The organism is Saliphagus sp. GCM10025317 (genome assembly GCF_042663665.1).
Taxonomy (GTDB): Archaea; Halobacteriota; Halobacteria; order Halobacteriales; family Natrialbaceae; genus Natronosalvus.
Genome location: NZ_JBHTAQ010000007.1, coordinates 1,175,523 through 1,202,496, shown reverse-complemented (window position 1 = coordinate 1,202,496; position 26,974 = coordinate 1,175,523). Strand labels below are relative to the sequence as shown.

General features: G+C 57.4%; 29 protein-coding genes and 1 tRNA gene. 12 read left to right on the top strand and 18 right to left on the bottom strand.

Annotation, left to right across the window (positions count from 1 at the left end; genetic code table 11):
• Window positions 1-17: 17 nt before the first annotated feature.
• Complete coding sequence (locus tag ACFQS4_RS20560) at window positions 18-2,219, bottom strand: TP_0783 family beta-propeller protein (protein WP_500196116.1); 2,202 nt, start codon at window positions 2,217-2,219, stop codon at window positions 18-20.
• Window positions 2,220-2,841: 622 nt separating this feature from the next.
• Here ACFQS4_RS20560 and ACFQS4_RS20555 point away from each other — a divergent pair.
• Complete coding sequence (locus ACFQS4_RS20555) at window positions 2,842-3,852, top strand: tyrosine-type recombinase/integrase (protein ID WP_500196114.1); 1,011 nt, start codon at window positions 2,842-2,844, stop codon at window positions 3,850-3,852.
• On the opposite strand, the gene ACFQS4_RS20550 is transcribed toward ACFQS4_RS20555, so the two are convergent.
• The gene (locus tag ACFQS4_RS20550) at window positions 3,849-5,006 is read right to left on the bottom strand and encodes a tyrosine-type recombinase/integrase (RefSeq protein ID WP_500196111.1); all 1,158 of its coding nucleotides are present in this window, start codon (window positions 5,004-5,006) and stop codon (window positions 3,849-3,851) included. The genes ACFQS4_RS20555 and ACFQS4_RS20550 overlap by 4 nt on opposite strands.
• A 184-nt stretch (window positions 5,007-5,190) precedes the next feature.
• Between ACFQS4_RS20550 and ACFQS4_RS20545 the strand changes: the two genes are divergently transcribed.
• Together ACFQS4_RS20545 and ACFQS4_RS20540 are read left to right on the top strand one after the other, a co-directional pair.
• On the top strand, window positions 5,191-5,442 hold the full coding sequence (locus tag ACFQS4_RS20545) for a hypothetical protein (RefSeq protein ID WP_500196108.1): 252 nt from the start codon (window positions 5,191-5,193) through the stop codon (window positions 5,440-5,442).
• Window positions 5,443-5,715: 273 nt separating this feature from the next.
• Entirely contained in the window at window positions 5,716-5,928 is a 213-nt protein-coding gene (locus tag ACFQS4_RS20540) for a hypothetical protein (protein WP_500196106.1), read from the top strand.
• Here ACFQS4_RS20540 and ACFQS4_RS20535 read toward each other — a convergent pair.
• Together ACFQS4_RS20535 and ACFQS4_RS20530 are read right to left on the bottom strand one after the other, a co-directional pair.
• On the bottom strand, window positions 5,925-7,076 hold the full coding sequence (locus tag ACFQS4_RS20535; protein WP_500196104.1) for a hypothetical protein: 1,152 nt from the start codon (window positions 7,074-7,076) through the stop codon (window positions 5,925-5,927). The two genes, ACFQS4_RS20540 and ACFQS4_RS20535, sit on opposite strands and share 4 nt — an antisense overlap.
• 529 nt (window positions 7,077-7,605) lie before the next feature.
• Window positions 7,606-7,860 carry a hypothetical protein gene (locus ACFQS4_RS20530; RefSeq protein WP_500196101.1) on the bottom strand — a complete coding sequence of 85 codons (255 nt, stop codon included), beginning with the start codon at window positions 7,858-7,860 and terminating at the stop codon, window positions 7,606-7,608.
• A 174-nt stretch (window positions 7,861-8,034) separates the two neighbouring features.
• Between ACFQS4_RS20530 and dcm the strand changes: the two genes are divergently transcribed.
• Window positions 8,035-9,249 carry a DNA (cytosine-5-)-methyltransferase gene (gene dcm / locus ACFQS4_RS20525; protein ID WP_500196099.1) on the top strand — a complete coding sequence of 405 codons (1,215 nt, stop codon included), beginning with the start codon at window positions 8,035-8,037 and terminating at the stop codon, window positions 9,247-9,249.
• Here dcm and ACFQS4_RS20520 read toward each other — a convergent pair.
• The 5 genes from ACFQS4_RS20520 to ACFQS4_RS20500 all read right to left on the bottom strand — a co-directional run bounded on the left by ACFQS4_RS20520 (window position 9,230) and on the right by ACFQS4_RS20500 (window position 11,899).
• The gene (locus ACFQS4_RS20520; RefSeq protein ID WP_500196096.1) at window positions 9,230-9,535 is read right to left on the bottom strand and encodes a hypothetical protein; all 306 of its coding nucleotides are present in this window, start codon (window positions 9,533-9,535) and stop codon (window positions 9,230-9,232) included. The two genes, dcm and ACFQS4_RS20520, sit on opposite strands and share 20 nt — an antisense overlap.
• Before the next feature lie 135 nt (window positions 9,536-9,670).
• Complete coding sequence (locus ACFQS4_RS20515) at window positions 9,671-9,955, bottom strand: hypothetical protein (RefSeq protein ID WP_500196094.1); 285 nt, start codon at window positions 9,953-9,955, stop codon at window positions 9,671-9,673.
• Entirely contained in the window at window positions 9,952-10,461 is a 510-nt protein-coding gene (locus ACFQS4_RS20510; RefSeq protein ID WP_500196092.1) for a hypothetical protein, read from the bottom strand. The genes ACFQS4_RS20515 and ACFQS4_RS20510 overlap by 4 nt, the downstream gene beginning before the upstream one ends.
• Window positions 10,462-10,665: 204 nt before the next feature.
• Window positions 10,666-11,274, bottom strand: coding sequence for a tyrosine-type recombinase/integrase (locus ACFQS4_RS20505; protein WP_500196089.1), 609 nt, complete (start codon window positions 11,272-11,274; stop codon window positions 10,666-10,668).
• A 355-nt stretch (window positions 11,275-11,629) separates the two neighbouring features.
• A complete protein-coding gene (locus ACFQS4_RS20500) occupies window positions 11,630-11,899 on the bottom strand; it encodes a hypothetical protein (RefSeq protein WP_500196086.1) in 270 nt (89 codons plus the stop codon).
• A gap of 239 nt (window positions 11,900-12,138) precedes the next feature.
• Here ACFQS4_RS20500 and ACFQS4_RS20495 point away from each other — a divergent pair, with 239 nt between their 5' ends.
• Window positions 12,139-13,761, top strand: a complete 1,623-nt coding sequence (locus tag ACFQS4_RS20495; RefSeq protein WP_500196083.1) for a hypothetical protein — start codon at window positions 12,139-12,141, stop codon at window positions 13,759-13,761.
• Window positions 13,762-13,946: 185 nt separating this feature from the next.
• Here the strand turns inward: ACFQS4_RS20495 and ACFQS4_RS20490 are convergent, their stop codons facing one another.
• A complete protein-coding gene (locus ACFQS4_RS20490; protein WP_500196081.1) occupies window positions 13,947-14,207 on the bottom strand; it encodes a hypothetical protein in 261 nt (86 codons plus the stop codon).
• Between the two features lie 2 nt (window positions 14,208-14,209).
• Window positions 14,210-14,575: a hypothetical protein gene (locus tag ACFQS4_RS20485; protein ID WP_500196078.1), complete on the bottom strand. Its 366-nt coding sequence runs from the start codon at window positions 14,573-14,575 to the stop codon at window positions 14,210-14,212.
• Between the two features lie 331 nt (window positions 14,576-14,906).
• Between ACFQS4_RS20485 and ACFQS4_RS20480 the strand changes: the two genes are divergently transcribed.
• Complete coding sequence (locus tag ACFQS4_RS20480) at window positions 14,907-15,929, top strand: DNA-methyltransferase (RefSeq protein ID WP_500196076.1); 1,023 nt, start codon at window positions 14,907-14,909, stop codon at window positions 15,927-15,929.
• Here ACFQS4_RS20480 and ACFQS4_RS20475 read toward each other — a convergent pair.
• The 4 genes from ACFQS4_RS20475 to ACFQS4_RS20460 form a co-directional block, all read right to left on the bottom strand.
• Entirely contained in the window at window positions 15,926-17,458 is a 1,533-nt protein-coding gene (locus ACFQS4_RS20475; protein ID WP_500196074.1) for a restriction endonuclease, read from the bottom strand. The genes ACFQS4_RS20480 and ACFQS4_RS20475 overlap by 4 nt on opposite strands.
• Before the next feature lie 207 nt (window positions 17,459-17,665).
• On the bottom strand, window positions 17,666-19,162 hold the full coding sequence (locus ACFQS4_RS20470) for a restriction endonuclease (protein ID WP_500196072.1): 1,497 nt from the start codon (window positions 19,160-19,162) through the stop codon (window positions 17,666-17,668).
• A 144-nt stretch (window positions 19,163-19,306) separates the two neighbouring features.
• Complete coding sequence (locus ACFQS4_RS20465; RefSeq protein WP_500196070.1) at window positions 19,307-19,810, bottom strand: MarR family transcriptional regulator; 504 nt, start codon at window positions 19,808-19,810, stop codon at window positions 19,307-19,309.
• Between the two features lie 284 nt (window positions 19,811-20,094).
• Window positions 20,095-20,541, bottom strand: coding sequence for a hypothetical protein (locus tag ACFQS4_RS20460; protein WP_500196068.1), 447 nt, complete (start codon window positions 20,539-20,541; stop codon window positions 20,095-20,097).
• Between the two features lie 35 nt (window positions 20,542-20,576).
• On the opposite strand from ACFQS4_RS20460, the gene ACFQS4_RS20455 reads away from it, so the two are divergent.
• On the top strand, window positions 20,577-21,413 hold the full coding sequence (locus tag ACFQS4_RS20455; RefSeq protein WP_500196067.1) for a restriction endonuclease: 837 nt from the start codon (window positions 20,577-20,579) through the stop codon (window positions 21,411-21,413).
• Between the two features lie 519 nt (window positions 21,414-21,932).
• Here the strand turns inward: ACFQS4_RS20455 and ACFQS4_RS20450 are convergent.
• Window positions 21,933-22,007: transfer RNA gene (locus ACFQS4_RS20450), tRNA-Arg, on the bottom strand.
• Between the two features lie 155 nt (window positions 22,008-22,162).
• Between ACFQS4_RS20450 and ACFQS4_RS20445 the strand changes: the two genes are divergently transcribed.
• The 4 genes from ACFQS4_RS20445 (at window position 22,163) to ACFQS4_RS20430 (ending at window position 24,851) form a co-directional block, all read left to right on the top strand.
• Complete coding sequence (locus ACFQS4_RS20445; protein WP_500196064.1) at window positions 22,163-22,345, top strand: DUF7511 domain-containing protein; 183 nt, start codon at window positions 22,163-22,165, stop codon at window positions 22,343-22,345.
• A 228-nt stretch (window positions 22,346-22,573) separates the two neighbouring features.
• Window positions 22,574-23,419: a geranylgeranylglycerol-phosphate geranylgeranyltransferase gene (locus tag ACFQS4_RS20440; protein WP_500196062.1), complete on the top strand. Its 846-nt coding sequence runs from the start codon at window positions 22,574-22,576 to the stop codon at window positions 23,417-23,419.
• Between the two features lie 215 nt (window positions 23,420-23,634).
• Window positions 23,635-24,258: an RAD55 family ATPase gene (locus tag ACFQS4_RS20435; RefSeq protein WP_500196060.1), complete on the top strand. Its 624-nt coding sequence runs from the start codon at window positions 23,635-23,637 to the stop codon at window positions 24,256-24,258.
• A 182-nt stretch (window positions 24,259-24,440) separates the two neighbouring features.
• Complete coding sequence (locus ACFQS4_RS20430; RefSeq protein ID WP_500196058.1) at window positions 24,441-24,851, top strand: CoA-binding protein; 411 nt, start codon at window positions 24,441-24,443, stop codon at window positions 24,849-24,851.
• Between the two features lie 42 nt (window positions 24,852-24,893).
• Here the strand turns inward: ACFQS4_RS20430 and ACFQS4_RS20425 are convergent, their stop codons facing one another.
• Window positions 24,894-25,874: a PLP-dependent cysteine synthase family protein gene (locus tag ACFQS4_RS20425; protein ID WP_500196056.1), complete on the bottom strand. Its 981-nt coding sequence runs from the start codon at window positions 25,872-25,874 to the stop codon at window positions 24,894-24,896.
• Between the two features lie 170 nt (window positions 25,875-26,044).
• Window positions 26,045-26,380: a DUF5798 family protein gene (locus ACFQS4_RS20420; RefSeq protein WP_500196054.1), complete on the bottom strand. Its 336-nt coding sequence runs from the start codon at window positions 26,378-26,380 to the stop codon at window positions 26,045-26,047.
• Between the two features lie 136 nt (window positions 26,381-26,516).
• Here ACFQS4_RS20420 and ACFQS4_RS20415 point away from each other — a divergent pair, with 136 nt between their 5' ends.
• Window positions 26,517-26,930 (top strand): DUF7548 family protein, encoded by a 414-nt coding sequence (locus tag ACFQS4_RS20415; RefSeq protein ID WP_500196051.1) that lies wholly within the window; start codon window positions 26,517-26,519, stop codon window positions 26,928-26,930.
• Window positions 26,931-26,974: the final 44 nt, after the last annotated feature.

The following is a 26,974-nucleotide window of genomic DNA, read 5'->3' as shown; positions in this document are numbered from 1 at the left end:
ATACAGTCAAAGCACGGCTACTCTTCTTCTGTGCTATTGCTGGTATTCGTATCTTCGTTATTTCCAGTTTCCTCGTCCGCTTCATCGTTGCCTTCAGTTGGCTCCTCGGGTTCGTCTTCTGCTGGCTCTGCTGCCTCCTCTGATTCAGACTCGTCTTCTGACTCGTCTGGGTTATTGGCCTCGGAGTCAGGGTCTTCAGCCTCCGTGTCCTGCTCTGGCTCGCTTTCATCACCCGTCTCATCCCGAGAGCTAAGCACCTCTACCGTCGTCGACGCACTATCATCCCCTGTTCGAACTGTTATGCCGAACGATACATCTTGTTCAACGGGATATGTGGTGTATCCTAATTCGATACGTTGCGTTTCATCCCCGAGGATCGTTTCTTGACGTGAATCAACTACTTCGTCACCAACAACGAGTTCGACTGTCGTGGCCATCCTCGCGCTACTACCGTTCGAGAGAGTTGCCTCTACTCTCAGTTGATCACCACCCGTAACCGGGGAATTAGTTTGGTTGATAGCAACCGTCACTGGTCCATCGAGTGGGTTATCTTGATCCTCTGCCTCTTGATTTGGGTCTGCGGCGATCGGCTGCTCGAGGATGATCTCACCTTCTCCGTCACGGACGTAGACAACGTCGCCCTCTTCATTCCAAACATGTCGATCCTTCCCCCAATAGAGCCGATCGGGCGTGTTCTCGCCCTCACCAGTGACGATCGTCACTTCTGCTCCCCGTTCGAGTGTGAATCCCCTCGGGAATTCGTATGGGCTGAGATTTTGCGCTGGCACCATGTGAGCATCCTCAATACGCCAATAAGAGGCATCAACAGTTCCGTCACTCGTATTCCGTAGAGTGATCTGTTCTTCATTGGCGTCGTTACCGAGGATGTGGTATCCTACCAACTCGAGCGAAACGGAACTCGTGTCGGCATCGGTCGACTCACCACTCTCATCGATCGTTTCATCGTCTCCATCAGCAGAACCGTCTCGTCCTTCAGAGGAATCATCCGTATCAGTAGATTCGTCGCTATCTTGAGACGGCTCGTCTTCACCGCTAGACGTGCGCTCTTCTCCGATAGAGGAGGTAGGTTCAGCGACCGCCTCGGGATCTCGATACGTATAGACGTGGCTCGACTCTTCGTCGAGATCCGTTACAATCGTGCTCCACGCACTCTTGTTTCCAGCCATTGACCCAAGTCCGGGCCCGATGTCGTGTGACTCAGTCCAGATCGTCTCGCCTTCATCGATGACCGCAAACTCGGCTTCGCCTCGATCGGCAACAAAGGCCCGTGATCCATCATCAGAAACGCTGATGTCTTCATCGACCCACATCCCAAGATCTGTTTCCCAACGCTGGTCACCATTTCTCGAGTCGATTGCGTAGAGCATACCATCGGGTTCCGAAGTGAGAATTGTCTCGCCATCATTGGAAAGCACTACCCAACCACCGTACTCGGTCGTCTCCCAGAGAACGTTACCATCGATATCGAGGACAATAAGAGTGCCATCGTCAGTTCCTGCAACCACGAGTTCGTGTTCAGAGCTAATACCGATGGAGATGACGTTTTCGTCGTGATCGTAACGCCATAGATTGGTGCCGCTATTGTCGTACAGTCGGATGCCGGGCTGTCCAGTGGGCTCGATGCCGCCACCCCAATAACGGGCTGTCCCAATGGTAACATACTCCCCTTCATCTGTGATGGCAACAGTGAAACCAGTCGCGTCGTCAAAATTCGATTCCCATAACACTGCGCCTTCGTTGTCAACGAGTTCAACGCTCCCCGTAGTGGCGATCGGGGACGAAACGGAGGCTATCAACTCGGCATTCTCTGAGGAATCGATGTCCCACATACCCGGGTGTTCGATCAGTGAGTTAGTCTCACCCTCGAGGTCCAGTAGGCCGAACAGATCAGCATCCCTCCACCCGAGAACGGCTGTGTTGGTCTCTTCATGCACTAGAATGTGGGTGACACTTTGATCAACATCGATTGAGACGAGATTACCATCCCGGTCACCATCGAAGACCATCACGTTCCCGTCATCGAAACCGAATAGAGCGAGCTCACCTGACGCGGAAAGTGCAGTAGTGAGACCCGGCTCGTCATACGCGTCGGATACGGCCTGCTCAATGGCTATTCCTCTACTCCGTTGGTACTGAGAATGTTGCCGCTTTATTTTGGATGTCAAGGAAGCAACCAGTAGACTGCCCCCCGCCTCCATTAGTTGCCTGCGCCACATATTGGAGGATACCGTTGACGAGCAACATATAGCAGTTTCACGATAAACTGGATAGTGGTTATATTCTGACGGTTCTATATATCGTTCCCTCGTTGGCACCTCGAACTTCGGACCTCGTGGCCCGGCCGCTGGCTGAGCCCGACGTTGATGTCTGCGGGCTCCATATCCAGCCGTTATCCCCACTACAATGGTTCTACACAGGTGGAATGATATATTATAGGTTAACAGATACGGATTAGCTCGCCAGCCAAACCAAACGTTCCGAACAGGGGCGGCTGATACCTCTGTCAAGTTTTGCTATCAGCGCAAATCCCGCGTTATTGAAAGGTAGGTAGTAGAATTATATCCTCTTAGAGGGAACTGGCATCTGTAAATCGGTAGATAGGAAGCACCCGGAACACGGGCCGTGTTCAACTCACTGGTCACGCGGCTGAGGTGGTTTATAACCGCCTCGACTCCACCGGTTGGATTCGCGTTGACCCAAAGAAGGATGGGCGCTACAGGCGTCCGCAAACGGGTCTAACACAGACGAACTAACGGACACGTACTCGGGTACCTAGTTCCGGTGGAACCCGCTGTACGTGCGCTTCGTGGGACAAATCCGATGGATAATCTCGAACCCATCACCCCGACAGAAGCGCTCGAATTGTACATCGAATACAGGCGGAATGAGGTCTCGGCGGCCACTCTGCGGTCGCACAAATCGCGTCTCGGCCACTTCGTCCGCTGGTGCGAGCAAGAAGACCTCGACAACCTGAACGACCTCACCGGGCGGCGTCTCCACAAGTTCCGCATCTGGCGGCGGAATTTGAACGGTATCTCGAAGGTCACCGAGAAGACCCAGATGGACACGTTACGCGTGTTCGTCCGGTTCCTCGAAACCATCGACGCCGTGACGACGGACCTCCACACGAAGGTACAGTCGCCCAACGTGACGCCGGACGAGAACACGCGCGATGAGATTCTTCGTACCGACCGTGCCGAGGCAGTACTGACGCACCTCGAAAAGTACCAATACGCCTCTCGCGAGCACGTTACGCTGGCGTTGCTCTGGCACTCGATGATGCGGCGCGGCGCTGTCCGGGCCTTGGACCTGCGGGACTACCATCCCGACGAGCAGTACATCGAAGTCCTGCATCGGCCCGAGACGGGAACGCCCATCAAGAACAAGACCGAGGGTGAACGGATGGTCGCGCTCTCGGACCAGATGTGCGAGTTGCTGGACGACTGGATAGCGACGGTACGGCCCGACGTGATGGACGAGCACGGACGCGAACCTCTGATTACTACGGCACAGGGCCGGATTCACGTCACTACGGTCCAGCAGTACGTGTATCGCTTCACCCGCCCCTGCATCTACACGGTGTGCCCGCACGACCGCAACCCCGACGATTGTGAGGGGGCACGGCGGGACAGCGCATCCAAGTGTCCGTCGAGCGTCTCACCGCACGCCATCCGGCGCGGGGCGATTACGTTCTATCTGGAATCGGGCATGCCAGAGAAAGCGGTCGGTGACCGCGCTAACGTCTCACAGGAAGTGCTCGACCAGCATTACGACCGGCGGAGCGAACGCGACAAGATGGAACAGCGCCGCGAGTTCTTGGACGATATTTAGGCCTGCGCGTAGCCCGGCTTCACGCTGTGGGCCAACTCCATCAGCTTCTTCCGGGCCTGCATCTTCTCCTCAGAGGTGCGCCTGTCGTAGTGCTTCTCGATAACGTCCTCCGAAACGTCGCACCGAGCACTCACGACGGCCATCGGAACCTCCGACCGCAGTTCCTGCGTGATGTAGCCGCGACGAACCGGGTGTCCCGAGAGGCTGGACGGACACTTCGACGCATCGCACGCACGCCCTGCCGCCACGCAACCGCCCGGGCCATCGGGGTTGCGGTCGTGCGGGCACGAACCGAGGTACTTGCAGGGACGGGTCCACTTGTAAACGTAGATGCGAATCGTGGACGTTGCCAAGCGCCCGTGCGTCGAGGCGAGAAGCGGACGGCGACCGTAGTCGTCGGTCACGTCGGGGCGCACGTCTTCGAGGTAGTCCTCGATGACCGTAGCGGTCTCCGGGGGGATAGAGACCTTCCGTTCGCTCCGCTCGTCGTTCTTGAGTTCAGTTCCCGTCTTAGGGCGGTGGTGAAGGTCGAGGTACGGGTCGTCCCTGTCTCCGTGGAAGTCATCGACATCGAGCGAGTGAAGCGCCCCCGTCCGCATCCCAGTGGAGGTCAGAAGGGTCCAAACTACGTGGTCAGCAGACGCGTACTCGTACTTGCTGAGCCAGTCCATGATGCCCCGGGCGGCATCGGTCGCCAGCATTTCGTCGCGGACATCTTCACCCTCCTTGAGCGTGGGGGACTGCACCTTCTCGTGGAGGCCGGTGGTCACAGCGTCGAGACCTTCGAGAGTCTCGATGAACTTGCGCAGGATGTCCTGCTGGGTCTTCTCGCTCTTCTTCGCGAGCCGGTTCACCGTCACGGGGGCTTCTTCGCGACGCCAGACGCGGTAGTTGTGAAGCGTCTTCCCTGTGAGGTCGTTTACGTTCTCGATGTCCAGCATCTCACACCAGCGGATGAAGAATCCGAGACTGGACTTGTGCGAATTGACCGTACTCGTCCCGAGTTCGCCGTCCCTCGCCTCGAAGTACTTCTCGACTGCCTCGCTCGGGGTGAGGGGGTCTAAGTCGTTCTCAACGCTCTCGGTGTCCATTTCGGCTAGCAGTTCGGCCAACGCCGCCCGGAGGTCACGTTCGGTAAGGTTCGAATCGCTCATATTTTGTTTTGTGGTCGGCGCGTCGGGCCCTGTGGCGCGTTCCTACTACTGACAACGAGGATATGGTAGTTGGGCGGGTGGATGGTCGTGAGAGTAGCGGTGTGAAAAATAAACTACCAATATTGTCATATATGCCGCCTTCTATATGTAAAATGGTATATAGTCGTTCACACGATTTAGACCGATGGCAGTACGTGACGAGGTATGGATAGCTGTTATTGAGCGAATTATCGAGGACGGCAAGTTCCGCATCGGTGAACTCGATATAGATGAAGGGAAACGCCACACTGCTCGGCGCGTCCTTCGTTTTATGGAGAGCGATGAAGTACAGTTCCTGACGCGTGACCACAACCGGGCCCAGATTTGGCGTGCAGGACCGAAGGCGAGGGAGGACCTGAACCTCTCAATGCGTGCGCAGGTACTCGCTGACGAGTGACGGTGGCTCTCATCGATGTTCGCATCGGTCGTTGTGACGCGCAAGGTCAACGAGCTTCTCTCCGCGACCAGCGTACACCTTTGCGAGACAATACTCGCATCGCACCCATCCCGGGTCGTCTGGGCAGGGCTCGTAGTGGAGGGCCGCAAGGTCAAGCGTCGTGTCCATACCGAGGAGACGCCGACCGGCCCCAACCGTCCCGGTTCCGTGCAAAGGAGTTGCGGGTGGAACAAGATGCGCGCTTGATAACGGCCCGTGGCGTCGAAGTGAACGATGACTGAGGAACGTTACACCGTCGGCGCGATGACCGTGACGATGACCGTTGAAAACGGAGTGCCCGTCGAGTGCGAGTGCGAATGCGAGGAGTTCGCGAAGCTCCAGCGCGCCGTAACGTTGGAGACAGCGGACGAGCAGAAGTGTCGGCACGTTCGCGAGGCCGAGATGTTCCACCACTTCGAGCGGCGGGTCACCCCTGTCAGCGACTAATTCTTAGTTCGTTCTTCGACTTCGGCGCGTTTCTCGCGAATCCAGTCACCGACCTTCCGCGAGTTGTCCCCCGCGACTTTGATAGTGCCACTCATCGGGCCAGCACCATCCGCTCGCAGGTTGTCGAGTTTATCCAACTCGTCGTCAGCCATCTCCACGAGAGTCAGCCCACCGTGGTCGCGCGGGTCATCCTCGAAGCCAGCAATCTCCCAGTCCTCCATGTCCTTCATCTTACGGATGGAGTCAACTGACGCCCCGTCGTATGCCTCATCCTCAAGCCGTTCGATGAGGGCGTCCACGTCGAGGTCGATGGTCTCGACGTTCTCGTTTACCGTCTCCAAATCGACGAGTGCGGCGTATCTGTGGGCTGTTTCGTCGGTAACGTCACCATAGATTTCGGTAGCTCTGACTCGGACACCCTTTGGCTGATATGGGATACCAGTATCCTCGTTGGAGAGTGCAGTCTCCAGTGCCTGAGCCCGCGCCGATGGGACTTGCTTGATGTCCTCGCCCCAGTGGCGGAGGTCGTCGATGGTCAAGTCCGACCGTTCGTACCGCTCCACATCCGGTGACAGTCGGTCGTGCAGACGCTCGACATCCCACTTCCGCGACTCACCCGAGACGACCTCCTCGACGAAGTGCGATGGCTCGTTGGGGGAAACACCTCGTGTCCAGAGGAGGAGGTCTTGGAGGTCGTCCATCCGGTCCAGACGACTGGTCCACGGAGAGGCCGCCGCATACACGATGGCGTGTTCGAGGTGGTCAGCGAGGGCGTACGAGGGCAAAGCATCTACGAACTCGGCAGGGAAGTGGAGGTCGGCTGGCATGGATTCCTCTGGGGGCTCGAACTCACACTCCTTGATGAGGTCTGTCCGTGCCGTAGACTCGCGCGACATCACGATGTAGTCCAGCATCTCACGAGTATCCGTACCGGCCTCGTCGTCAAGCTGTTCGAAGAGAGCGGCCTCGTGTCGAGAGAGAGCGTCTTCGTATTCGTCGTACGCAAGGTGCAAAACCTCATACGCTACAAGTCCCTTGCTCATTCGGTCGATTCCAGTTCGGGAGAGCGCCCACGAGACGTATCCCGGGACTGTTCGTTGGGTTCGCTCGGAGGGCTCGTCACGGAGGACGGTATCGGAGACTATCATATCAAATATTTTATCTTAGTGAACTATATACCTTTCCACACTTTGACCCTGATTTGAGTGTGCCGGAGAGCGCGGAGAGCCAGAATCGATGCCAGTCCGAGGAGTTGGCCCCGACCGATACAGAAAATTATTCTTCAATCCGAAATCGCTCCGAAGGTGTGTATGGGGTGCTGACGAGGGGTCTGAGCAAGCGGAGATTCGGCGGTCTGAGGGAGATATTGGCGAGTCCTCGGCCACTCGAGAGATGTGTGGTCTTCGGGGAGATTTTGCCATTTGTCAGAATAAGGGTGTCCTCCCCTGAATTGGCGGTTGAACCCCTATGTAAACAGTAGTGTAAGTGTTAATTCGTATATTATTAATATTGGATTCTCGTGGCTGGAAAGCGGTTGACCGCTGAGAGCGAGGCGGGGAACCGCCGAGAGAGGGGCTGAATCGTCAGGATAGGGTTCGGCGTCGGACACCCCTCCTAGACCTTCGCGGCGACATCGGCAGGAAGAATTATTTTCTCACCTCGACCGTCGTTCTCGTTCTACTCGTCTGAGTGGTTGTTCTCGTCGTCCGGCATGCGCAGGTACTCCTCTGCCTTATCGCCCGGGCGGAACGTCCCATCATCGTCGTCGGGCCACTCCACCCACTCCATTTCGTCCATCTCTTCGAGCGTCTGGCGAACCTCGTCGATGCTTACTCCGAGTGCGTTCGCGGTATCCTCGTCCGTTCCTCCACCTCGCTGGAGTGCTCCGATGACCACGCTCCAGATGTCGGATTTCTCGTGGCTGATTGACATCAGCCGAGACGACGAAATACCAGCACATATACTCTCGTATATTGCTCTCGGTGCCGATTTTAACCACTTCGGACGCTGAATAGACAATATCGCACCACGTCGGAGAGTCCTTCGGCAGACATCATTTCTCGTCATCCCCGGAACGCCTAAGATACCGACCTCCCGATAACTCCTATGAGCCTGAAGGTTTTGGACCTCTTCTGCGGTGCGGGCGGATTTTCACTCGGGTTCTCCCGGGCAGGCTTCCGCACGGTCGCGGCTATCGATAACGACGAGGACGCCCTCGCAACTTATCGATACAATCTCCAAGACCTCGCATACTGCTTGGACCTTGGAGCGTACCCAGCGAACGAAATCCTTGAACTCATCGACATCGGCCCGGACGACGTAGACGTTATCATCGGCGGGCCTCCCTGTACGAGGTTCTCGCCGCTGGCCCCAGAGGACGACCCTGACGCCCTCCGCTCGTTGTTGCAGACGTATCTCGATTACGTTAAGGCCATCGAACCTCGTGCGTTCGTGATGGAGAATGTCAAAGGCCTCCCGAGTCGCCACCGCGAGTACCTCGATGCGGTTCTCGACCGCGCGGACGACCTCGGCTATGATGTCGATTATCGGGTGCTGACCGCATCGGATTACGGCGTCCCGCAGGGCCGTGACCGTATATTCGTCGTCGGCTTCCACGGGTCGGAGGGCGGTGAGTTCGAGTGGCCGACCCCGACGACGGAGGACAACCCGCCGACCGCACGCTCGGTTCTCTGGGGAGGGGCGTCACCCGGAGACGGATGGCCAAACTCCGAGGAATCGTCCCACCAACCCCACATCGTCGAGAACTGGCGTGAAGGTGGTTACAAAAACGACCCGTATAGTGATTTACAACACCAGATTCGCCTCCATCCAGACGAACCCTCGTGGACAATAACAGCGGGAAATCAGCACTTCCACCCGGCGAAACCGCGCGCACTAACTCCGCGCGAAGAAGCATCGCTCCAGTCGTTCCCTCGGTGGTATCATTTCGCTGGAGGAATGGGGAGTGCCTCGAAGCAGGTCGGCAACGCAGTCCCGCCGAAGCTCGCGGAATACATCGGGCGGGCACTGCTGGAGTCGTTGGGAGAGCCGAGCAGACTTCCCACAGATTCTGTAGGAATGTCGATGAAGGAGCTTTCGAGCCTGTCTGGTCATTTAACGGAGCGCGAGGTTGAAGCCATCCTCCTCCGGTCCGCTGGTCTCTCATGGCGCGAGGTCGGAGAAGAGATGGGTATCGCACTCAAAACGGCGTCAAATCTCTATTATCGCGCAGAGGAGAAGGCTGAGGAAGCAGAGGAGAAAATCAAGAAAGCCCGGGAAACCATCGAAGCGTTTGAGCGCCTCACTCGCGGGGACATCTGAGGCTGGCCCACGTCGGTGCATCCTCGACCGGCGTGCCCATATCGTTCAGCGGATGGTTGAGAATCCACTCGTAGCACGACAGGCAGACAGGTGCGAGCCCGTCGGCGGCAGGATGTTTGAGCGCCCGGGCGACCGTCGTGGGGACGACCTCGGCGCACTTCCACAGGTGTCCGTCGCCAGCGCGGTCGCATACACACCGAACCGTAGGTTCGCGTTCGGTCTCATCCGCGATGCGCGCCCACCCGTCGGCGCAGTCCGGGCAGAGATGGAGTGAGGCGTCGGCCACGGGGTCTCGGTCGGCGGGGACGACTCGGGCGTCTGCTTCCTGACAGACTGCTCCGCAGAGCGCGCGCTCGTCTTCGCTGGTAACAATATGTTCGGGCGTCGTCTCTGTCAGTGAAAGAAAAACAGCGGTCAGAGGTCAGTCCTCCATGTTCGCTTCCCCGATGAGCGTAGCAATCGCGCGCCGGTACTCAGGGTCGTCCACGTGAGCGAGCGGACCGATATTGGGGCGATAGGTGTGTGCTTGCGGTTTGTCTCGGGTGAGCAGACCGTAGTCCTCCGCAACGTGGAGGACAGCCCGCGCGGTGTCCGTAGAGACGTTCCCACCGTCCGCGATGTCCTTAACGGTCATCGGGTGAGCATCAGCGAGCAGGTCGATGACCGCGAGCCACGCCCGGTCGCGGGGAGTCGCTTCGTCACTCATGCCGAATCACCCTCCAGCCGCTTGAGACAGGCGTCGCAGGCGAGGTAAGTCCGCTCACTCTCGACATCGTATCGGCAATCTCGCTCAGTGACCTGAGACCCGCTCCTCGCCCGCCGGTCACAGACCGAACACTCGACTGCACCGACCGGGTGGGTCCGGCGATACCCGCCATCGCCAAAACAGGTGCCGCCGTCGGTGACGAGTTCGTCGCCGTCCTCATCATCCTCGTCGTCGGCCACAACCGCGATGCGGACACGGTTTCGAGGATTGTGGGAGTCGCGATTGCTGTAATATTCGTAGTCGCGCTCCATGTCGCGCGCACCCCGAGTCGTGACGGTGAGCTTGTCTCCGGTTGCGAGAGTGAGCGTCACTACCTCGCCGCCGATAACGAGGTCTCCCTTGGCCACGGCAGTAACCTCTGCCTCATAACTGTCCACAAGCGGGTCTATCCAGACCGCTTCGTCGTGGTCCTCGCGCTCGGGACGTGCGTTGATTTCGACGCTCACGGTGTCTCCGACCTCAACGTACCGTGCGTCGTCTGCCGTCTGGATTTCTCTGTAGTTGTTCTCACCTCCGTTCGATTCGTCGTTGGCAGTCGTGTTGACTTCCATACACATACCATAGGAGGGGTAGTATAAATACTCATCCCCAAAACGATGGTCATAGACATAACTTTGACCTTGAAATAGGCATAAAAGCATGTTTTTGGGTCAGACGAGACTCGCGGATGCCATCTCCTCCCCGATGACCTCAGGCGACGGCTTGCGGAGGTAGGGCTCGATGGCGTCGTACGATGACCAGCCGCCGATTTCCATCATCACACGTACGGCCACCTGTTTGTCTACGAGGTAGTGCGACGCCCACGAGCGCCGGAGGTCGTGGCTGGAGACGTGACGCCAACGGACGTTTCCGGTCTCGTCCGCGAGGTTGGCGGAGGCCTCGTCCACCCAACGGCGGACTGTACTCTCGGACTTGGCGACGAAGGGTTCGTCGTCTGGGATGCCGCGTTCGTCGGCGTAGATGTTGAGCGTCTGCTTCACTGAATCGGGGAGGTAGGCGTCTCTCGTCGTCTTCTCCCCTCCCTTCGTGTTCTTGCCTTTGATTTCAATCTGCCAATACCCGCCGTCAGAATTGTACTCGATGCCGGAGGGGGTGGCCGACAGGACGCCGCTCGCGCGGCAACCGACCTCAACCATGAAGCGCATTGCGATGGCGCGCTCCCAGTCTCGCGAGCGGGCCGTCGAAATCAGTTCGTCCTTCTCGTCCGGGAAGGAGAGCCAGCACTTGGTGTGGCCGCCGGAGTCATCGATGCGTACCATAATCGAGTTGTTAGGACTATACGCTTATAGAAGTATAGTATATCTGTCATTTGCTAGGAGCACTGGTTGGAAATCGCCCGGATTTCGATGTCTGAGCGTTCCCGGGAAAATGAGTAAGCGACTTGTCCCTCAACTCGATTACGGCGTCCTGTGACACACCAGAGGGTAGGGGTTGATGCGTCACAGCGAAGGAAACGGGTCTGCACAGCGGGCTTCCACCGATGGTCGGCGTTCCCGACATCGATTGCGGCACGCCGGGCGCTCGACCTACGGCGAGACCTTCCGGGCGATGGTCGCGCGTCTCGGCCCATCGCGAACTACCCCAAAATGCGACACTGGTTGGTCAACGTCTGTGCTACAAACGGTCGTACAACCAGTCACTACATTCATCACTGAGGCCTCTTGACGCCCAGCTTCCAGACAATCGGATGACCAGTATCTCGTCGTTCGAATCCAAGTACTGCTTCAACTCGTCACGGATGTCAGTCGCGGAACTGGAGGTGTCCACCAGCCAGACAGACTCTAGGCAGTGCCACCAAGCTCCGAGGTCCTTAATCGCCTCGTACAACTCATCGTACTCCTGACCGGGACGGTGGAGGTCGTAGTTGATTGAATACACCGACATACGATACCAGTTATCTCAAAAGCAAGTAAGGGTTGGGCAAACGGAGTGAAAGTGAAACTACAGTCTGCGCGCCGGGCACTTGACCCGCGCCGAGACCTCTCGAGTGACAGTCGCGTGGCTCGGCCCGCCGTAGCTGTATCGACGACCTTCGCCAAGATTCTTCCTCAGGTGCCGTGATTCGCCCAGATACGATAATCAGAAAGCATTATGGTGCGACCATGACTTGTCAAATACAATCTATGGGTCAGACCCACATCGTCGATACCGACCCAGACCCCGTGTACCTCCGCTACAAGGAGGTGCAAGGGACTGAACTGACCGAGCAAACACTCACCAGCGAGGCGAAGGTTCGGAACGTTCTTGATGTCATCAAGGGTCTGGACCGTCAAACGAAGACCAGTTCCGTCGAATCCGACCTCGAACTGGACGCAAATCCCGATATGTGGATTTCGCACCTCCTCGATAATTATCCCGACCCGCCGGAGGTGTTCGACTCCTCGCTCATCAACAATTTTTGCGACAGCCTCTACACTTCGGCCCGCCAACCCGGGAAATACGCCGCACTCCTTGTGGTGGCTAACTCGGTCATTATCTGCCACACCGACTCTAAGGAGAAGACGATTACGACGGAGGCGGACGTGCTTGAACGTCTCTTGGACACGGACAACGTAGATAAGTACGTCCGGTTCAAAAGGGAGCGAGACGGTATCAACGCCTATCACTTCGAGCGGAATCGGAACACGAAATCTTTCTCTGATTGGCTCGGCCTCCAACCGGAGGAAATCGCCTTTGAGGAAGCGGGCGATGTGAAAATATACTGCCGCCAGAAGGACGCAACGAGCATCTTCCAGTATCCTCGCGACGAATTCGTGGACAAGTTCCTACTGGAGGAGTCACACACTCTGGTCTCAGGAATTCTGCGATTTCCCGACGGTGAGGAGTTCCCGGTTGACCAAGTGAAACTCGGACGCCGCTCGTATGAGACTGTGGACGAGTTCCTCCAAGGGTTCTACAACATCTACTACGACCTACAGACCTACCGGACCAAGTACGGGAACCTCACCGAATCTTGGGGACCGTGGAACAGCAATATCATCGACCACAAATCGAAGGTAACGAATGGGCTGGACGGTGAAATCGTCCTGAAGAAAGAACACGATGAATTCAATATCGTCTTCGCGGACAAGCTCATCAACCTCTCAGCAGGGTGGCGACTGGAACTCCTCTCGAAGTTTATCGGCGGCGAAGAGACTCGGCTTTACCACGTGGGGTCGGGTTTCACTGAGGAGCCGAATGCCGTCGGGCCGTTCCTCGTGTACAACGAGGCCGATGGTGACTTTGAGCGCCTGAACGAACTCTACCAGATAATCTCGAACTTCAACACCGGGGATACGATGGCGAATATCGTGTCGTACGTCATATTCGACACCGCTTCCGAATGGTTCGACGGCCCCGAGTCACTCTTTTTCGACCAGTTGGGCGAGAAATGCGTCGAGAACTTCGACGCAGAAGGAGTGGTAATCCCTGAGGAGGGGAACATCATCGAGTACAAATCCCGAGACTGGTTCAGCGGAATCGACAACGACGAGTTAGCCGATAAAATCACTAAGGAGATACAGAACGATACGACCTTGCTAATCGGCGGGATAGAGGACGAACAGAAAATTCGACCTATCGCGCGAAGTCGTTTTGACCCTGACCGTGATGACGACATCCGAGGGTCGCTACTCGACAAGAATGGCAACCACTCCACTATCAACTTCTCAACGCTCCCGGTTCGGGAAGACGAGTGTCTGGCTCTCGTTTTCAGCATCAAGAGCGAGATGGGGGTTGACTTTAGCTTCATCGAGACCCCATCCTAGCCACCGTACCACCGGAGGGAATCCGCATCGTCGTCTTGGGGAACCGAGTGTTGCACTCGGGGCACGAGAACACGTCATCGCCGTGGTCGATGAGTAGAGAATCGCATTTACCACACTGTTCGTAGGCTACTGTCGCCGTATATCAGATAATCGAGAATACTCCTATAGGAGTACCGTCGCCCGGCCTACTCTTCAGCGTCCTCGCGCGGCACGAACTCCACGTCGAACACAGTCTCGCAGTCGGGACAGACAACCGCTGTCTCAGTAACCTCCCGCCGCTGGTACAACTCGCGGTCGTAGTCATCTTCCCAGACATCCCGGGACGAAATCGACAAGTCGCGGGAATCTACCAGTTGCAGACGCGACGGATGTCCGTCGCCGTCGCCACAGCGCTGGCACATCCACGCCGTATGCTCCCAGTGAGTGGTTTCGATGTCGTCTCTCATGGTTACAATAACACCCTGAATACGAACAACTCCGGCCACGTCGTGACGCCGAGAATCAGCCCGTAAATGTAGGGAACGAGCAGGATGACTGCCCATACGAGGACGGCCAAACCTCCAAGGAGACCTGCATCGGCGGTCTGCGAGTCCCACGCCAATCCGACTGCCTTCGGGTAGACCATAAACAGGTTGAGGATGTGCGGCCCTACGGTATCGATGACCTCACCCGGCGAGAAGGAGGGGACGAGGAACGCAGTCATCCACATCATCGCGGTCCCGATAGACCCCCAGAGCGCGAATTTGGGCGTGCAGTATCCGATAAAGAACACGCCGATTACGCCGACGACGAATACGTATGCGAGTTCGAGCATCAGAACGATTATACTTTGATGGAGTAGAAAAGGATGCTATCTTTACGCTGATATAAACGGGTCGATTTATAGCAGAATCTGCGACTTTAAGCGCTGAAGAGGCGATATCTTCGGCATCTACAATTCAGGCAAAATCATCTCAGTATAGTGTCAATTGAGTGCCGTACCAACTCAAGTGAGAAATATTTAACTAGGGACAGCTCATCGGGATGGACATACCGAATACGGGTAATTCGCATGGAATCACAAGACAACGATGCGACGAGCCCAAGGTAGAAACCTTAAGTTAGACATGGCACAATCTACTACAGAGCCCACGAGGACCAGTTTGATGGAGGAAGTACCCGCCGTAACGAATTTGATGACCTCTGAACCGTATTATACCGGCGAGGGGGGAGCCTGCTATCACGGCGATAGCCGTGAACTTCTCGACGAACTCCCTGACGAATCTATCGACCTCGTGATGACCTCGCCGCCGTTTGCTCTCAAGAGGAAGAAAGAGTATGGGAATAAGGACGCCGAGGACTACAACGAGTGGTTTCTGGAATTTGCGGAGAAAGTTAAGAGAGTTCTCAAACCCGATGGGTCATTCGTAGTGGACATCGGCGGCTCGTGGACGAAGGGAGAGCCGTATCGGGACCTCTACCACTTCGAACTCCTAACCGCTCTCGCGGGCTCGGACGGCCTGTTCGAACTCGCCCAAGATTTTTATTGGCACAATCCCGCAAAGCTCCCGACGCCCGCGCAGTGGGTCACTATCGAACGAATCCGTGTGACCGACGCCATTAACCATGTCTGGTGGTTCTCGAAGGGTGAGGATGGCGAGCGGCCAGAAGCCGACAACACTCGTGTCTTGAACGAGTATAGTGACTCACAGAAAGAATTGATGGAGAACGGTTACAAAGACAAGAAGCGACCCTCTGGTCACGACATCAGCGACAAGTTCGACAAGCCCGAGAACGGCGGCGGGAGTATCCCTGACAATCTCATCGAAGCCGCGAATACGGCGTCGAATACTCACTACTTGAGGGCATGTCGCGAACTCGATGTGGACTCTCACCCGGCGCGCTTCCCGAGGGCACTCCCCGAGTTCTTCGTCAAGTTCCTTACGGAGAATCCGCCATATGAAGAGGATGACGACTGCCCGGTCGTATTGGACATCTTCGCCGGAAGTAATCTGACTGGACGGGTGGCCGCCGACCTCGGTCGCAACTGGATGGCGTTCGAACGTCAGGAACAGTACGTTCAGACTTCTCAGTTCCGATTTATGGAGATGGCGGCCATCGAGCAGATGGTTGACGACGAGCAATCTGATTTTGGAGACTTCTCGACAGTCGAACCTAACGACGACTAACTCTCGTCAAAATCAGTTAGCTGACCCTGCTCCTCTTCGTCGGGGTTCTGGTACTCTTCGATGACTTCCTGATATTCGTCCAGTGTCTCCTCCTCGCGGTTTACCCGTTCTTCATCTTCCTCAACTTCCACCATGTCCCGCTCGGTGAGTTGCTTTAGTCGCTCGATACGGCGGGTCTCCCGTCGAAGCACCGTCAGCAAGTGAGAGGGGTCTTCGTCGAGCGTCAGCAGGTCATCGCCGCTGATGAACATGATGGTAAGGTTATCTCGATACATTACTCGACTGGCATACTGCCGGGCGTCAGATGTGACGCCAGACCGCGCGACCATCAAGATAACGTTCGACTGAAGCATTCGCGCGACGCCGACCTCCTCCTTGACGTGGCTGGTACGGAGGTTATTCTTCGTGTTCTTACACTGAATTTGCCACCGGGAGAAGGAAACATCGGTCGAGTCCATCACAACGTCCACCTCTGCGCCACCCGTGTTCCGCCCGCGAACGTGCCAGCCCTCGAATTCCAATCCGAGGAGATGGCCCATTTTAACGGCTAGCACTTCGAGTGCGAGCCCGCGCTCGTGATTCGAATCTGCGTCCATTTGCTCACGAACCTCTTCGAACGACGTGCGGAGGATGTGGCGGGGGACGCCGACTCGCTCGCTAACGTCCTCCAGTAGTGGTGCGAGAACCTCGTTCTCGAACTTATCTGTGGAGATGACCAAATTTGGTTTGCCGGACACGTCAGACGGGTTTTTGTACTCGATGTAACCAGCTTCCTGAAGCGGCTTCAGCACGTCCTTGACGATGCTTTTCTTGGGGATTGAGACACCGTACGCATTCTCCGCGATGTCCCCGATTATGCTGTTGGGCATCGGTTTCTCGGGGTCAATTCGGGCGAGTGCCTTCAAGAATGCCCGTTGCTCGTCGGCTAGCTCAGAGAGGTCAAGTAGACCCTCAGAATCCACACCGATTAGGTCCTCGATGACATCCCAGCCTACATCGTAGTTTAGCCCGGTGCCGATGACTCCTGCCTTGTTCAACCAGCCGCGCATCTGACTGACATCGGAATTTGTCTCGTGGGTGTAAATGCCGTAATGCTCTCTGAATGCGTCGCTGATTTTAGGGAGAGTTGGCTTCTCGCCGTTTGCGTGCATATCATCCACTATCTCGACCAGCTTGAGGCCATCACAATCCAACAGGATGTACTCAGCAAACTGTTCGAAGAGTACCCGCTCATCGTCACGTAGGTCGTACAACTCCTCCCCAATGTCAGTCAAGTAGAAGTCCTCATCAACGAGGCCGTATCCCGAGTCAACGCCGAGACCGTATCGGAGACTCCCTTTCCTTTTATCAGGATTTGTACTGTCGGCCAGAAACTGCTCAACCACCGCATCATCGAACTCGTACGGGTCTCCCTCGTACTCCTTGACCATCTCCAGTACGACCGGAAGCTCCGACCTATCTCCGTCGGTGTCGAGTTGCCCCGGGCCAAACAAATCGCCATATACTAAGTCCGTCTTTTCCCGCTCCATCGAATACCATGAGCTGAAAATCCACACATCATGAACCTATCGGACTACCCGACCGTCGCGGCGAGCGTGAGGTCCGTACTGGCGTTTGAACGACACGTCTATACCTCGCAGTTCCGCCTCATCGAGTTAGCGGCTATCAATCAGATACTAGACGACGAGCAGTCCGACTTTGGAGGCTTCGCGAGTGACAAACAGAATGACAACCGATTACCCAAAGTCGCCTAACGAAGCGTCTTCCACCGACTCTTGGAACTTTTCGAGTTCTTCCTGATACTCGTTTAACGCCTCTTCTTCCCTACTCGAAACAACCTCTTCGTCCTCATCTTCGACGTACTCGGCCTCCCCGAGCCGCTTGAGGTTACTAATCCGTCGAGACTCGCCTTGTAAGACGTGGTGGAGGTGGGTAGTGTTCTGGTCAAGCTCCTCAAGGTCGTCTCCTGTGAGGAACATCACTGCGATGTTCTCGTGACGCATCACTCGGTTCGCGAACTGACGAGCATCACCAGATATGCCGCTCCGGGCAATCATCAGAATCGTATTCGTTTGTAGCATCCGCGAGATTCCGACCTCTCGGGCGATGTGCTTCGTCTGAATCTGGCTTTGTGTGTTCTTACACTGTACTTGAGCCCGGTTGTATAGCTCCCCGATGTCGTCCATTACCACGTCCACTTCGGAGCCGCCGGTCCTCCGACCGCGCACTCGCCACCCGACGAACGTCAGGCCGAGGAGCCGACCAATCTTGACGGCCAGCGTTTCGAGGGCGACCCCCTTCTCGTGCGTACTATCGGCGTTGAGGTCGTCAAGTAGCTCGTCAAAGGAGAGGCGGAGAACGTGTCGTGGAACGCCAGTACGCCCCGCGAGGTCGTCGAGAATCGGTTTGAGTACCTCGGCGTCGAACTTATCAGTCGTCTCAATCCAATTCGCTTTCCCAGAGACGTGTTCCCACTCGATATAGCCCGCTTCTTCAAGTGGGTCAAGCGTACGTCGGCTGATGTTGCTTTGGGATATATCGACGCCGTAGGCCCTCTCCGCAACCTGCTTCACGACGCTGTTCTGGATGCGCCCCTTCGGATTGATGAGTGCGAGAGCGCGGAGGAATGCTTGTTGCTGGTCGCTCAGGCCGTCAAGTTCGAGGATGTCCTCAGAACCGACGCCGATAAGTTCCTCGATGCGTGTCCGGTCGATTTTGTAGATGTGCGTTCCCGTGTTGACAACGCCCGCCTTCGACATCCACGCCCGCATTTGCGACCAGTGGTTCGAGGTTTCGTCGATGTGGAAGCCGTACTGCTCTCGAAACTCGTGCTTCAGGTCGTCGTTCGTCGTGGAACGGCCCTGCGCTTCGAGGTCTTCGACGATTTCGATACCCTTCAGCCCGTGCAGGTTGCGGAGAATGTGTTGCGCGAATCGGTCGTAGAGTTCGTCTGGGTCGTCGCGGAGGTCGTAGAGTTCTTCTCCGAACTCGGTGAACTGGAAATCCTCGTCCACGATACGGTATCCTGCTGGTCCGACACCGAGCCGTACGTTCTTCGCGCGGTCCATCGACGGATAGAATCGGTCTTGAATCTCGCTATTGAACTCGTCTGGGCGGCCCTCGTACTCGTCTACCAGTTCCAGAATGACGACTAACTCCTCATCGTCGCCGGTCTCTAGTTGAGCGGGAGAGAATGCGTCCCCAAACGGCAAATCCGTGTTTTCTCTCGCCATTTAATGGCATGAGCTGTTAACCCACACTGCATGAACTTATCGGACTAGCTGAACGTCCCGGCACACGAGGTCGGCGGTGTGGCGTAGTCTGCTATGATGGGGATGACACCCTTCTCCTCTCAGAGTCCCCGGAACTCCTGCGGACTATCCGTCCCTCTCGGCCCATAGAGTGCGAATCGCCCGTTCTGCTTCTTCTCCCCATTCGTACAACTCGTCCACGTCCTCTTCGATGTCGTCAAGACGGTCCCCGTGTTGCCGGAGAGCATCGGTGAAGGCGTGGACCATCTCGCGGAATTCGGCGTTCTCACCGCGAACGGCGCGCACTTCAGCTTCGAGGTCGTGGACTCCCTCCCGGGAGAGTTCGTCGTTAATGCCGCCGAGGATACCTCTCTCGATTTCCCTCCGTGCCGCGCCGGTCAAGTGTGCGACCTTCGGCGGGTCACGTCGCCCGTGGCCGTAGTCGGCATACGTCACGTTGATGAGGCCACATTCTTCGAGGACATCGAAGCGGTGGTTCACCACGGTACGGGAGAGGCCTGTCCGAGCGCGAATCTCTGTAGTAGTGGCGTCACCACCGTAGTACTGGACTGCCGCAAGGAAGCGGCGGGCGTTCCGGTCGAGGCAGTTCTCCAGTTCGATTCGGTTCATATCTCCATCTTGTCGGTAAGAATGCAAAGGAATTGCCCGACCCATCATAACCGTATAGACACCCGTGCCGCGCCAGTACGGTCTGATACGGGCCAGAACCATCTGATACAGCCGACCGACCCCTCTATGAGAGCCAAGGGGTCATACTGCTATAGCAGGACCAATTTTGAGGTCTCCAGCATGCCCTTGAAGCCCGACCTCTACTCAAGGAGTATCATCCGACTACGAAAAGCGAGAACGTTGGAACAGGGCTATTTACAGCCGACAGATAACCCCCTCCGACATCAGTGACCAGTTTCTCCCGAGCGCGAAGGGAACTCGAAGGCATCTCTCTCGCTCTCCCAGTCATCAGGGCGCGGCGGGAACGAGAACGAGTTTTCCTCCTCAACTTCCACGCCATCCCTTCCACTGAGAAGGGCCTGAACGTGACCGACGACCATCTTCTCCAACAGGTCTCGGTCGTTCAGAAGCTCCACGAGAAATGCCCGGTCAGTGTCAGTCAAAGCCTCGTCGGACTCCAACTTCTCGCGAACAGTCATCTGCGATTCATCAGCCGATATGTTGAGGTTCCCACACGACATGCTTCCCATATTGTCATTAATGACGCAAAGGTGCTCCCTAAACCCCACCGGAGACAAGGCTATACGAACAGTCAAATAATCAGTAACTAGGTTGCGCGGCAACCCGAGTTCCCACACGGTGTTCTGCCGCGCGGCCTGTGTTGCCTTCACGAATGATTAAGTCTGGTGATGGCCAATATTGAAATATGTCAAATGAAGGGCAGACGGGATGGGATGACATAGACTGGAAAACATACCAAAAAATTTCTGCGGGCCTTCACGCTCTAGATAGCGAGGATGTAGAAGTCGAACACGAACACGATTATGAACTGAATTCTGGTGGGTCGAAAGAAATTGATGTCGTTGTATGGGACCACTCTGGACGGTACACTACAACGACTCTAATTGAGTGCAAGTTCTACAGTGAGCCAGTTGAACAGGAAATAGTCGATAGTCTCATCGGGGTGTTAGACCACTCAGATGCCAACAGAGGCGTAGTAATCGCCAAAAGTGGTTTTCAACAGGGTGCGATAGACCGACCTGAAGGTTCGGGAGTCGAACTTTGGACCCTGCGACAGATTGAACCTGAAATTGACCTGCAAGACCGTATTCAGCAGGTACGAATGAATATTGAAATGACTACTCCTCAGTTAGAGGTGCTGGATATTGACCTTTGTGCGACCGATGAAGAAAATGAAGGGAGGCAATTGGAAGTCTCATTCAACCAGAGGAATAGCATGATATACACGACCGACCGCGAACCGACTGGAGAGACTCTCCTTGATTGGCTAAATGAGAAGCAGAATTTTGCTGAAGAAGGCGAACATATGGATGAATTTGAGGATGCATTGGTGCTCGTTGAGGGGGATTTCTACGCGCTAAACTCGGTCACGTACCGTATTGAGAGACCAACGAACCAAACGCAACACACCTATGATATGCTCGACCATGTTGACCTCTTATTCAAAAATGAATTGAGTGGTACCCAAGAGTACATCTCGCTCGAAGAGGCACTCCAAGCGTTCATCAGAGATGTCGAGTAATTCGAAAGACATTCTATCGGACGCACGGTCCAAGAAGGGATTCGATACCTCAGGTATATAGTCCCGGGCGGATTCGAACAGGTTGGCAATCTGTGGAGGCGACCAAACGAATTCACGTTGAAGCCCGGGGAGGAAGATGTAGTCGTTTATCCCGGTGAGGTAGTCTTTGACAGACCGGTTCATGTCACTGGCGTCGTATTTAAATCATAAAATGGTCGGTCATCTCGTGCCGGAGGAGGAGACCGTCAATAGGGTGTCCCGCTGAAGCACCCGTTACCGCAGAAGACGCGTCGCGCGCGGTGGCCGCGGGGCTTGCTGACTCATCCATCTCGTGTGAGTCACCGCGCGTTTGAACCAAACCTGCGGGTTTATATCGATAGACTGTGACGTTGGCACTAGCGAATCGCACGACAGCGGAGACCACCGTTACGAAGTATAACGAACTCTTCCGCGAGAAGGAGGGGTTGTTTATATACAACCCTACGCCGTCTGTTGGTTCCTAAACGTTAGATTTCGTGATGGGCGCTACAGGATTTGAACCCGTGACAACTTGGTCCGAAGCCAAGCACTCTGTCCAGACTGAGCTAAGCGCCCTCACCACCTGCTTTTCGTCCACTCGGTATAAGTCACTCGATTCGGGTCGTCTGAGTCACCCGATATCACCCTCGAGGCTGCCGCCGGCACCTGTTCCCAGGTGGTGATAATCACCAGCATAGATACCAGTAACGGTAACCAACTCGTAAGTAAGCATGACTGTCTCCGAAACCCCGGTCGAGTCACCGACCGACCGATCAACCGACGTACTCGAGTTGCTCACCGACGAGGAAGGCACCTGGACGATGGTCCCTATGGGTGCAACCGGTGACGAGCGAATGACCCAGTGGATTTCCGTCGATAGCGCCGTGCTGTGTGAACTCGAGGAGATGCGCTGATCACACCGGAGGCGTATACCAGACCTGGGTCCTCCAGGTCCGCTCTGCATTTTTCGTGGCGACGGTGGAGTCTTCAGACGTTCTCGAGGGAATTCGCCCTCGAGCGAATTCGTCCTCAAGCGAATGAGGCTGAGCCTGAACCTAAACTCGAAGCGACTCGAGCGTCCTCGAGCACCCACAGCTGGACGTATCGGTCCGTTTATACGGAATCGATGAGCACACCAGCACATGGCGACGGGAGAGACGATCCGTGGGCTACTCGAACTGACGCGGCCGATGAACGTCGTCGCGGCCTCGGTGCTGACGTTCATCGGCGGGTTCGTCGCCGGCGGAGTCGGCGAGGCGCCGCTGCACCTGGGCGCGGCGGTCGGGGCGACGGCGTTCGCCGTCGGGGCGGGCAACGCGATCAACGATTACTTCGATCGGGAGATCGACCGGATCAACCAGCCACAGCGCCCGATTCCTCGAGACGCGGTGTCCCCACGAGGGGCGCTGGCATTCAGCCTGGTGGCGTTCCTCGCGGCCGTCGCGTTCGCCATCACGTTACCGCCGATTGCGATCGCCATCGCGGTGATCAACCTCCTCGCGCTGATCACGTACACGGAGTACTTCAAGGGCCTGCCCGGAATCGGCAACGCGATCGTGGCCTACCTCGTCGGAAGTACGTTCCTGTTCGGTGCGGCCGCCGTCGGCGACGTCCAAGCGGCGGTTGTCCTGTTCCTGCTCGCTGGCGTGTCGACGCTGACGCGGGAGATCATCAAGGACGTCGAGGACGTCGACGGCGACCGCGAAGAGGGGCTCAACACGTTGCCGATCGCGATCGGCGAACGGTCGGCGCTCCACGTAGCGACCGTCCTGCTCGTCGTCGCGGTGGTGGCGAGCCCGTTTCCGTACCTGGACGGCTATTTCGGCCTCGCGTACCTGCTCGCCGTCGTCCCCGCTGATCTCATCATGCTGTACGCGGCCGTCGAGAGTTACCGGAACCCAACGGCGGGGCAATCACACCTCAAGTATGGCATGTTCCTCGCGGCGCTGGCGTTCATCGTCGGTCGCGCCGCGTTGCTCCTTACGTAGTCCTCCGTCACGCCGCCTCGAGACCGGGGCGGTCGAGCGTGCAGCGTTTCCGGTCCTCTTCGCCATCCATGAGCCTCGTTTCCGACGCGAAATACCCGTAGACAACTGTATAATCAAAAGTACTATATCCCGGTTGCTGCATCTACATACCATACGTCAGTGCAGTCACCGGGGAGTGCCGTCGACCGTGGCTGCCGACGGACGGGGTATCTGGTATGTACGATCTCGCAGACGTCCGCCCGGAGGAGTCGATCGCCCCGGGGACGAACGTGCTGATTGCTGGGCCGCCGCTCACGGGGAAGCGCAACCTCGCGCTCGACGTGCTCGCGAGCGGCGCCGACGGGGGAGAGGGGACAATAATCGTCACGACGAAAGATAGCGCCGAGAAAGTTCTCACCGAGTTCACGACGCGAACGACGAACGACGATCCCGACGTGGGGGTCGTCGACTGCGTGACCAAACAGCGGGGGATCGGTACGGCCGACGACGACCCGCGGATCAAGTACGCGTCCTCGCCGGTCGACATGACCGGAATCGGGATCAAACTCTCGGAGTTCCTCCAGGACTTCTACGAGGTTCGCGGATTGACCGAAAATCGAATCCTGTTGCACTCGATTTCGACGCTGCTCATGTACTCGGACCTCCAGACCGTGTTTCGATTCCTCCACGTCTTTACCGGCCGAATCCAGAGCGCCGACGCCCTGGGCGTCTACGTCATCGACTCGACGGCCCACGACGACCAGACGATGAACACGCTCAAACAGCTCTTCGACGGCGTCGTCGAGATCGACGAGGGAGGCGACGGCGAGCAGACGATTCGGACGGCTGGATTGTCCTGATCGCGAGTACGTCTCGAGTGAGCCACCTTTCCAGATAGTCTCATCGTTTGGCTACAGACTGCCGGGGTGTCTTCGACTCGAGTACCCGTCGAGTCTCCGTCAAGTTCCCGTCACGACCCTATCCGGCACCCGTGCACCAGAAAATAGATACGTTGACCCGCTTCCAGCACGAAGTCCACGCTATGCCAGTCACCGACGATGCCACGCTGCGGGAGATTCTCGAGCGAGAGACCATCGCCGTCGTCGGCTGCTCGGGTACGCCCGGAAAGGCGGCTCACGATGTCCCGACGTACTTACACCAGCACGGTTACGACGTGGTCCCGGTCAACCCGTACGCCGACGAGCTCCTCGGTCGCGAGGCGGTCGACGAACTCGCCGACGTCGACGAGGAGATCGACGTCGTCTGCGTGTTTCGACCCAGCGAGGAGGTGTCGGGAATCGTCGACGCGGCTCTCGAGCGGGCGGACGCCGACGTCATCTGGACGCAATTGGGAATCGTCGACGAGGCCGCCACCGAGCGAGCCGAGGACGCGGGCCGAACCGTCGTCCAGGATCGGTGTATGAAGGTCGAGCACCGGCGATTGATGGCGTAGTTTTGGCCAGTAGTAGAAAATAGCGAACGAATCCGCTTTCCGTCACCCTTCCCACTCCTCGAACGAGCGATAGATCCCCTTCGAGAGGTAGCGCTCGCTCGAGTCGGGGAACACCGTGACGACCGACTCGTGAGGGGCGTCGATCTCGCCGCTGGCGATTCCCTCGGCGACGTGTCGCGCGGCGACGCTGGCCGCGCCGGCGCTCGAGGCGACGAGGTGGCCCTCCTCGGCGGCGAGACGCGTGAGTTCATCGTGTGCTGCCCGGTCGCCGACCGCGAAAACGTCGTCGACGAGGTCGGGGTCGAACAGTTCGTTCGTCTCGACGTTGTGCGTACCGATCCCTTCGATTTTGTACTCGCCCTCCTCGCGATCCTCACCGAGGAACTTGCCGTAGAGAGAGCCCTCGGGTTCGACGGCGGCAACGTAGGTTTCGGGGTTCTGTTCGCGGGCGTAGCGAGCGAGACCCATGAGCGTCCCGGCCGTCCCACAGCCGGCGACGACGGCGCCGACGGATCCGTCGAGGGCCTCGTAGATTTCGGGGGCGGTCGTCTCGTAGTGGGCTTCGGTGTTGAGCGGGTTGGAGAACTGCTGGGGAACGACGGCGTCGTCGAGTTCCTCCGCCAGCTGATGGGCCCGTTCGATCGCCCCGTCCATCCCGTCCGAGGTTGGCGTGTTGATGATCTCGGCGTCGAGCGCCGTCATCAGCTGCTGTTTCTCGACGCTGAAGCGCTCGGGGACGACGAAAATCGCGTCGAGCCCGAGCTGGCCGGCGGCGACGGTGATGCCGATGCCGGTGTTGCCGGCGGTCGGTTCGATGATCGTCCCACCGGGTGCGACGTCGCCACGCTCGAGCATCCGTTCGAGCATGTAGCGGCCGATACGGTCCTTGACGCTTCCCCCCGGATTGAACGTCTCGAGTTTCGCGTAAATCGGGACGTCGGTCGGTCCCTCGTGGATCCGCACGAGCGGCGTCTCACCGATCGTCTCGAGCACCGAATCCAACGGTCGCTCGTAGGTCGTCATCGTGCTGGCAAATGTTACCCCTGTTGTTAGGTCTTCTCATCACCACCGGCGCGGACGTCAGTTCGGAGCGCGAACCGCTAGAAAAAGCCGCACTGGACCGAAACGCCTGACTCCAGTGGTGGCCGATACCAACGCCGGATCGAATATCGACGCCAGATCGAAGCCGGTCGTTACTCGCTCGGTTGGGCTGGCGCGTCGGTGTCTGCGTCTCCTTCCGCGTCCCCTTCCGTCTGCGTCGATTCCACGGCGTCCGTTCCCTCCGGGTCGTCGATCGCCGCATCGGCGAGGATCTGCTCGCCGTCGATCCCGTGCTCGTCGGCGATCGCGAGCAGGAGCGCCCGCTGTTCGGTGACGTTGTGGTCGAGCTTCGTCACCGTGTTGTGGGTGTCGTCGACTTCCTCCTCGAGGTGGATGATTCGCTGCTGGAGTTCCTGCACCTGGCGATACATGGCTTCCGCGCGATCCGAGAGGCTCTGGATCTTCTTGGCCGTACTGCCGAGTCCCATACCAGCCGATGCGAGCGCCAGCGGGTTGAGTGTTGTCTTCCATCTCGTAGCGCGTATCCACTCGTCCTCGCCTCCAGGTTCGCGTGAGGGCTCGACAATCGCCGCAATTAAACGATCCGCCTTCGATCCCTCGAGCATGCACGCACACCAGCGACCACCCACGCTCGGGGTCGTCGCGGCGCTCGCGTACGTGTTCGCCGCACTCGCTCCGTACGTCCTCCTCGAGGTCGACACGAGCGTCCTCGAGGTGTACTTCGCCGCCGGGATCGCTGGCCCGAACCTGCTCTCGCTGTTCGCGCTCGTCACCGTCGTCCTCTTCGCGGCGGGGAGACAGGCCAGGACCGAACCGGATCTGGTCGCCGGCGTGGCGCTCGTCCTGGGACTGGTCCTGTTGGCCATGACGGCCCTCTGGGCCGTTTCGGTCCCCGAAAGCGTCGCCTTCGAGGCCGGCGCTGACTGGTTCGTGTACCATCGCTGGTTCACGACCGCGATTTCGGCCGTGGTTCCCGCCGCTGCCGTCTGGTACGCTTGGACGCTCGATCTCGTTTGACTCTACTTCGGTCCGTTCTCGCTGCTCGCGTACTCGCCTCAACA

Bases quoted from the DNA above. Each gene is read 5' to 3' on its own strand.
- ACFQS4_RS20470 (WP_500196072.1), bottom strand. From the start codon at position 19,162: ATGGCGAGAGAAAACACGGATTTGCCGTTTGGGGACGCATTCTCTCCC.
- ACFQS4_RS20540 (WP_500196106.1), top strand. From the start codon at position 5,716: ATGACTGAGGAACGTTACACCGTCGGCGCGATGACCGTGACGATGACC.
- ACFQS4_RS20455 (WP_500196067.1), top strand. From the start codon at position 20,577: ATGTCAAATGAAGGGCAGACGGGATGGGATGACATAGACTGGAAAACA.
- ACFQS4_RS20480 (WP_500196076.1), top strand. From the start codon at position 14,907: ATGGAGGAAGTACCCGCCGTAACGAATTTGATGACCTCTGAACCGTAT.
- ACFQS4_RS20445 (WP_500196064.1), top strand. From the start codon at position 22,163: ATGACTGTCTCCGAAACCCCGGTCGAGTCACCGACCGACCGATCAACC.
- ACFQS4_RS20550 (WP_500196111.1), bottom strand. From the start codon at position 5,006: ATGAGCGATTCGAACCTTACCGAACGTGACCTCCGGGCGGCGTTGGCC.
- ACFQS4_RS20490 (WP_500196081.1), bottom strand. From the start codon at position 14,207: ATGAGAGACGACATCGAAACCACTCACTGGGAGCATACGGCGTGGATG.
- ACFQS4_RS20430 (WP_500196058.1), top strand. From the start codon at position 24,441: ATGCCAGTCACCGACGATGCCACGCTGCGGGAGATTCTCGAGCGAGAG.
- ACFQS4_RS20545 (WP_500196108.1), top strand. From the start codon at position 5,191: ATGGCAGTACGTGACGAGGTATGGATAGCTGTTATTGAGCGAATTATC.
- ACFQS4_RS20440 (WP_500196062.1), top strand. From the start codon at position 22,574: ATGGCGACGGGAGAGACGATCCGTGGGCTACTCGAACTGACGCGGCCG.
- ACFQS4_RS20505 (WP_500196089.1), bottom strand. From the start codon at position 11,274: ATGGTACGCATCGATGACTCCGGCGGCCACACCAAGTGCTGGCTCTCC.
- ACFQS4_RS20500 (WP_500196086.1), bottom strand. From the start codon at position 11,899: ATGTCGGTGTATTCAATCAACTACGACCTCCACCGTCCCGGTCAGGAG.
- ACFQS4_RS20485 (WP_500196078.1), bottom strand. From the start codon at position 14,575: ATGCTCGAACTCGCATACGTATTCGTCGTCGGCGTAATCGGCGTGTTC.
- ACFQS4_RS20530 (WP_500196101.1), bottom strand. From the start codon at position 7,860: ATGTCAATCAGCCACGAGAAATCCGACATCTGGAGCGTGGTCATCGGA.
- ACFQS4_RS20515 (WP_500196094.1), bottom strand. From the start codon at position 9,955: ATGAGTGACGAAGCGACTCCCCGCGACCGGGCGTGGCTCGCGGTCATC.
- dcm (WP_500196099.1), top strand. From the start codon at position 8,035: ATGAGCCTGAAGGTTTTGGACCTCTTCTGCGGTGCGGGCGGATTTTCA.
- ACFQS4_RS20560 (WP_500196116.1), bottom strand. From the start codon at position 2,219: ATGGAGGCGGGGGGCAGTCTACTGGTTGCTTCCTTGACATCCAAAATA.
- ACFQS4_RS20475 (WP_500196074.1), bottom strand. From the start codon at position 17,458: ATGGAGCGGGAAAAGACGGACTTAGTATATGGCGATTTGTTTGGCCCG.
- ACFQS4_RS20435 (WP_500196060.1), top strand. From the start codon at position 23,635: ATGTACGATCTCGCAGACGTCCGCCCGGAGGAGTCGATCGCCCCGGGG.
- ACFQS4_RS20425 (WP_500196056.1), bottom strand. From the start codon at position 25,874: ATGACGACCTACGAGCGACCGTTGGATTCGGTGCTCGAGACGATCGGT.
- ACFQS4_RS20465 (WP_500196070.1), bottom strand. From the start codon at position 19,810: ATGAACCGAATCGAACTGGAGAACTGCCTCGACCGGAACGCCCGCCGC.
- ACFQS4_RS20415 (WP_500196051.1), top strand. From the start codon at position 26,517: ATGCACGCACACCAGCGACCACCCACGCTCGGGGTCGTCGCGGCGCTC.
- ACFQS4_RS20535 (WP_500196104.1), bottom strand. From the start codon at position 7,076: ATGATAGTCTCCGATACCGTCCTCCGTGACGAGCCCTCCGAGCGAACC.
- ACFQS4_RS20555 (WP_500196114.1), top strand. From the start codon at position 2,842: ATGGATAATCTCGAACCCATCACCCCGACAGAAGCGCTCGAATTGTAC.
- ACFQS4_RS20495 (WP_500196083.1), top strand. From the start codon at position 12,139: ATGGGTCAGACCCACATCGTCGATACCGACCCAGACCCCGTGTACCTC.
- ACFQS4_RS20420 (WP_500196054.1), bottom strand. From the start codon at position 26,380: ATGGGACTCGGCAGTACGGCCAAGAAGATCCAGAGCCTCTCGGATCGC.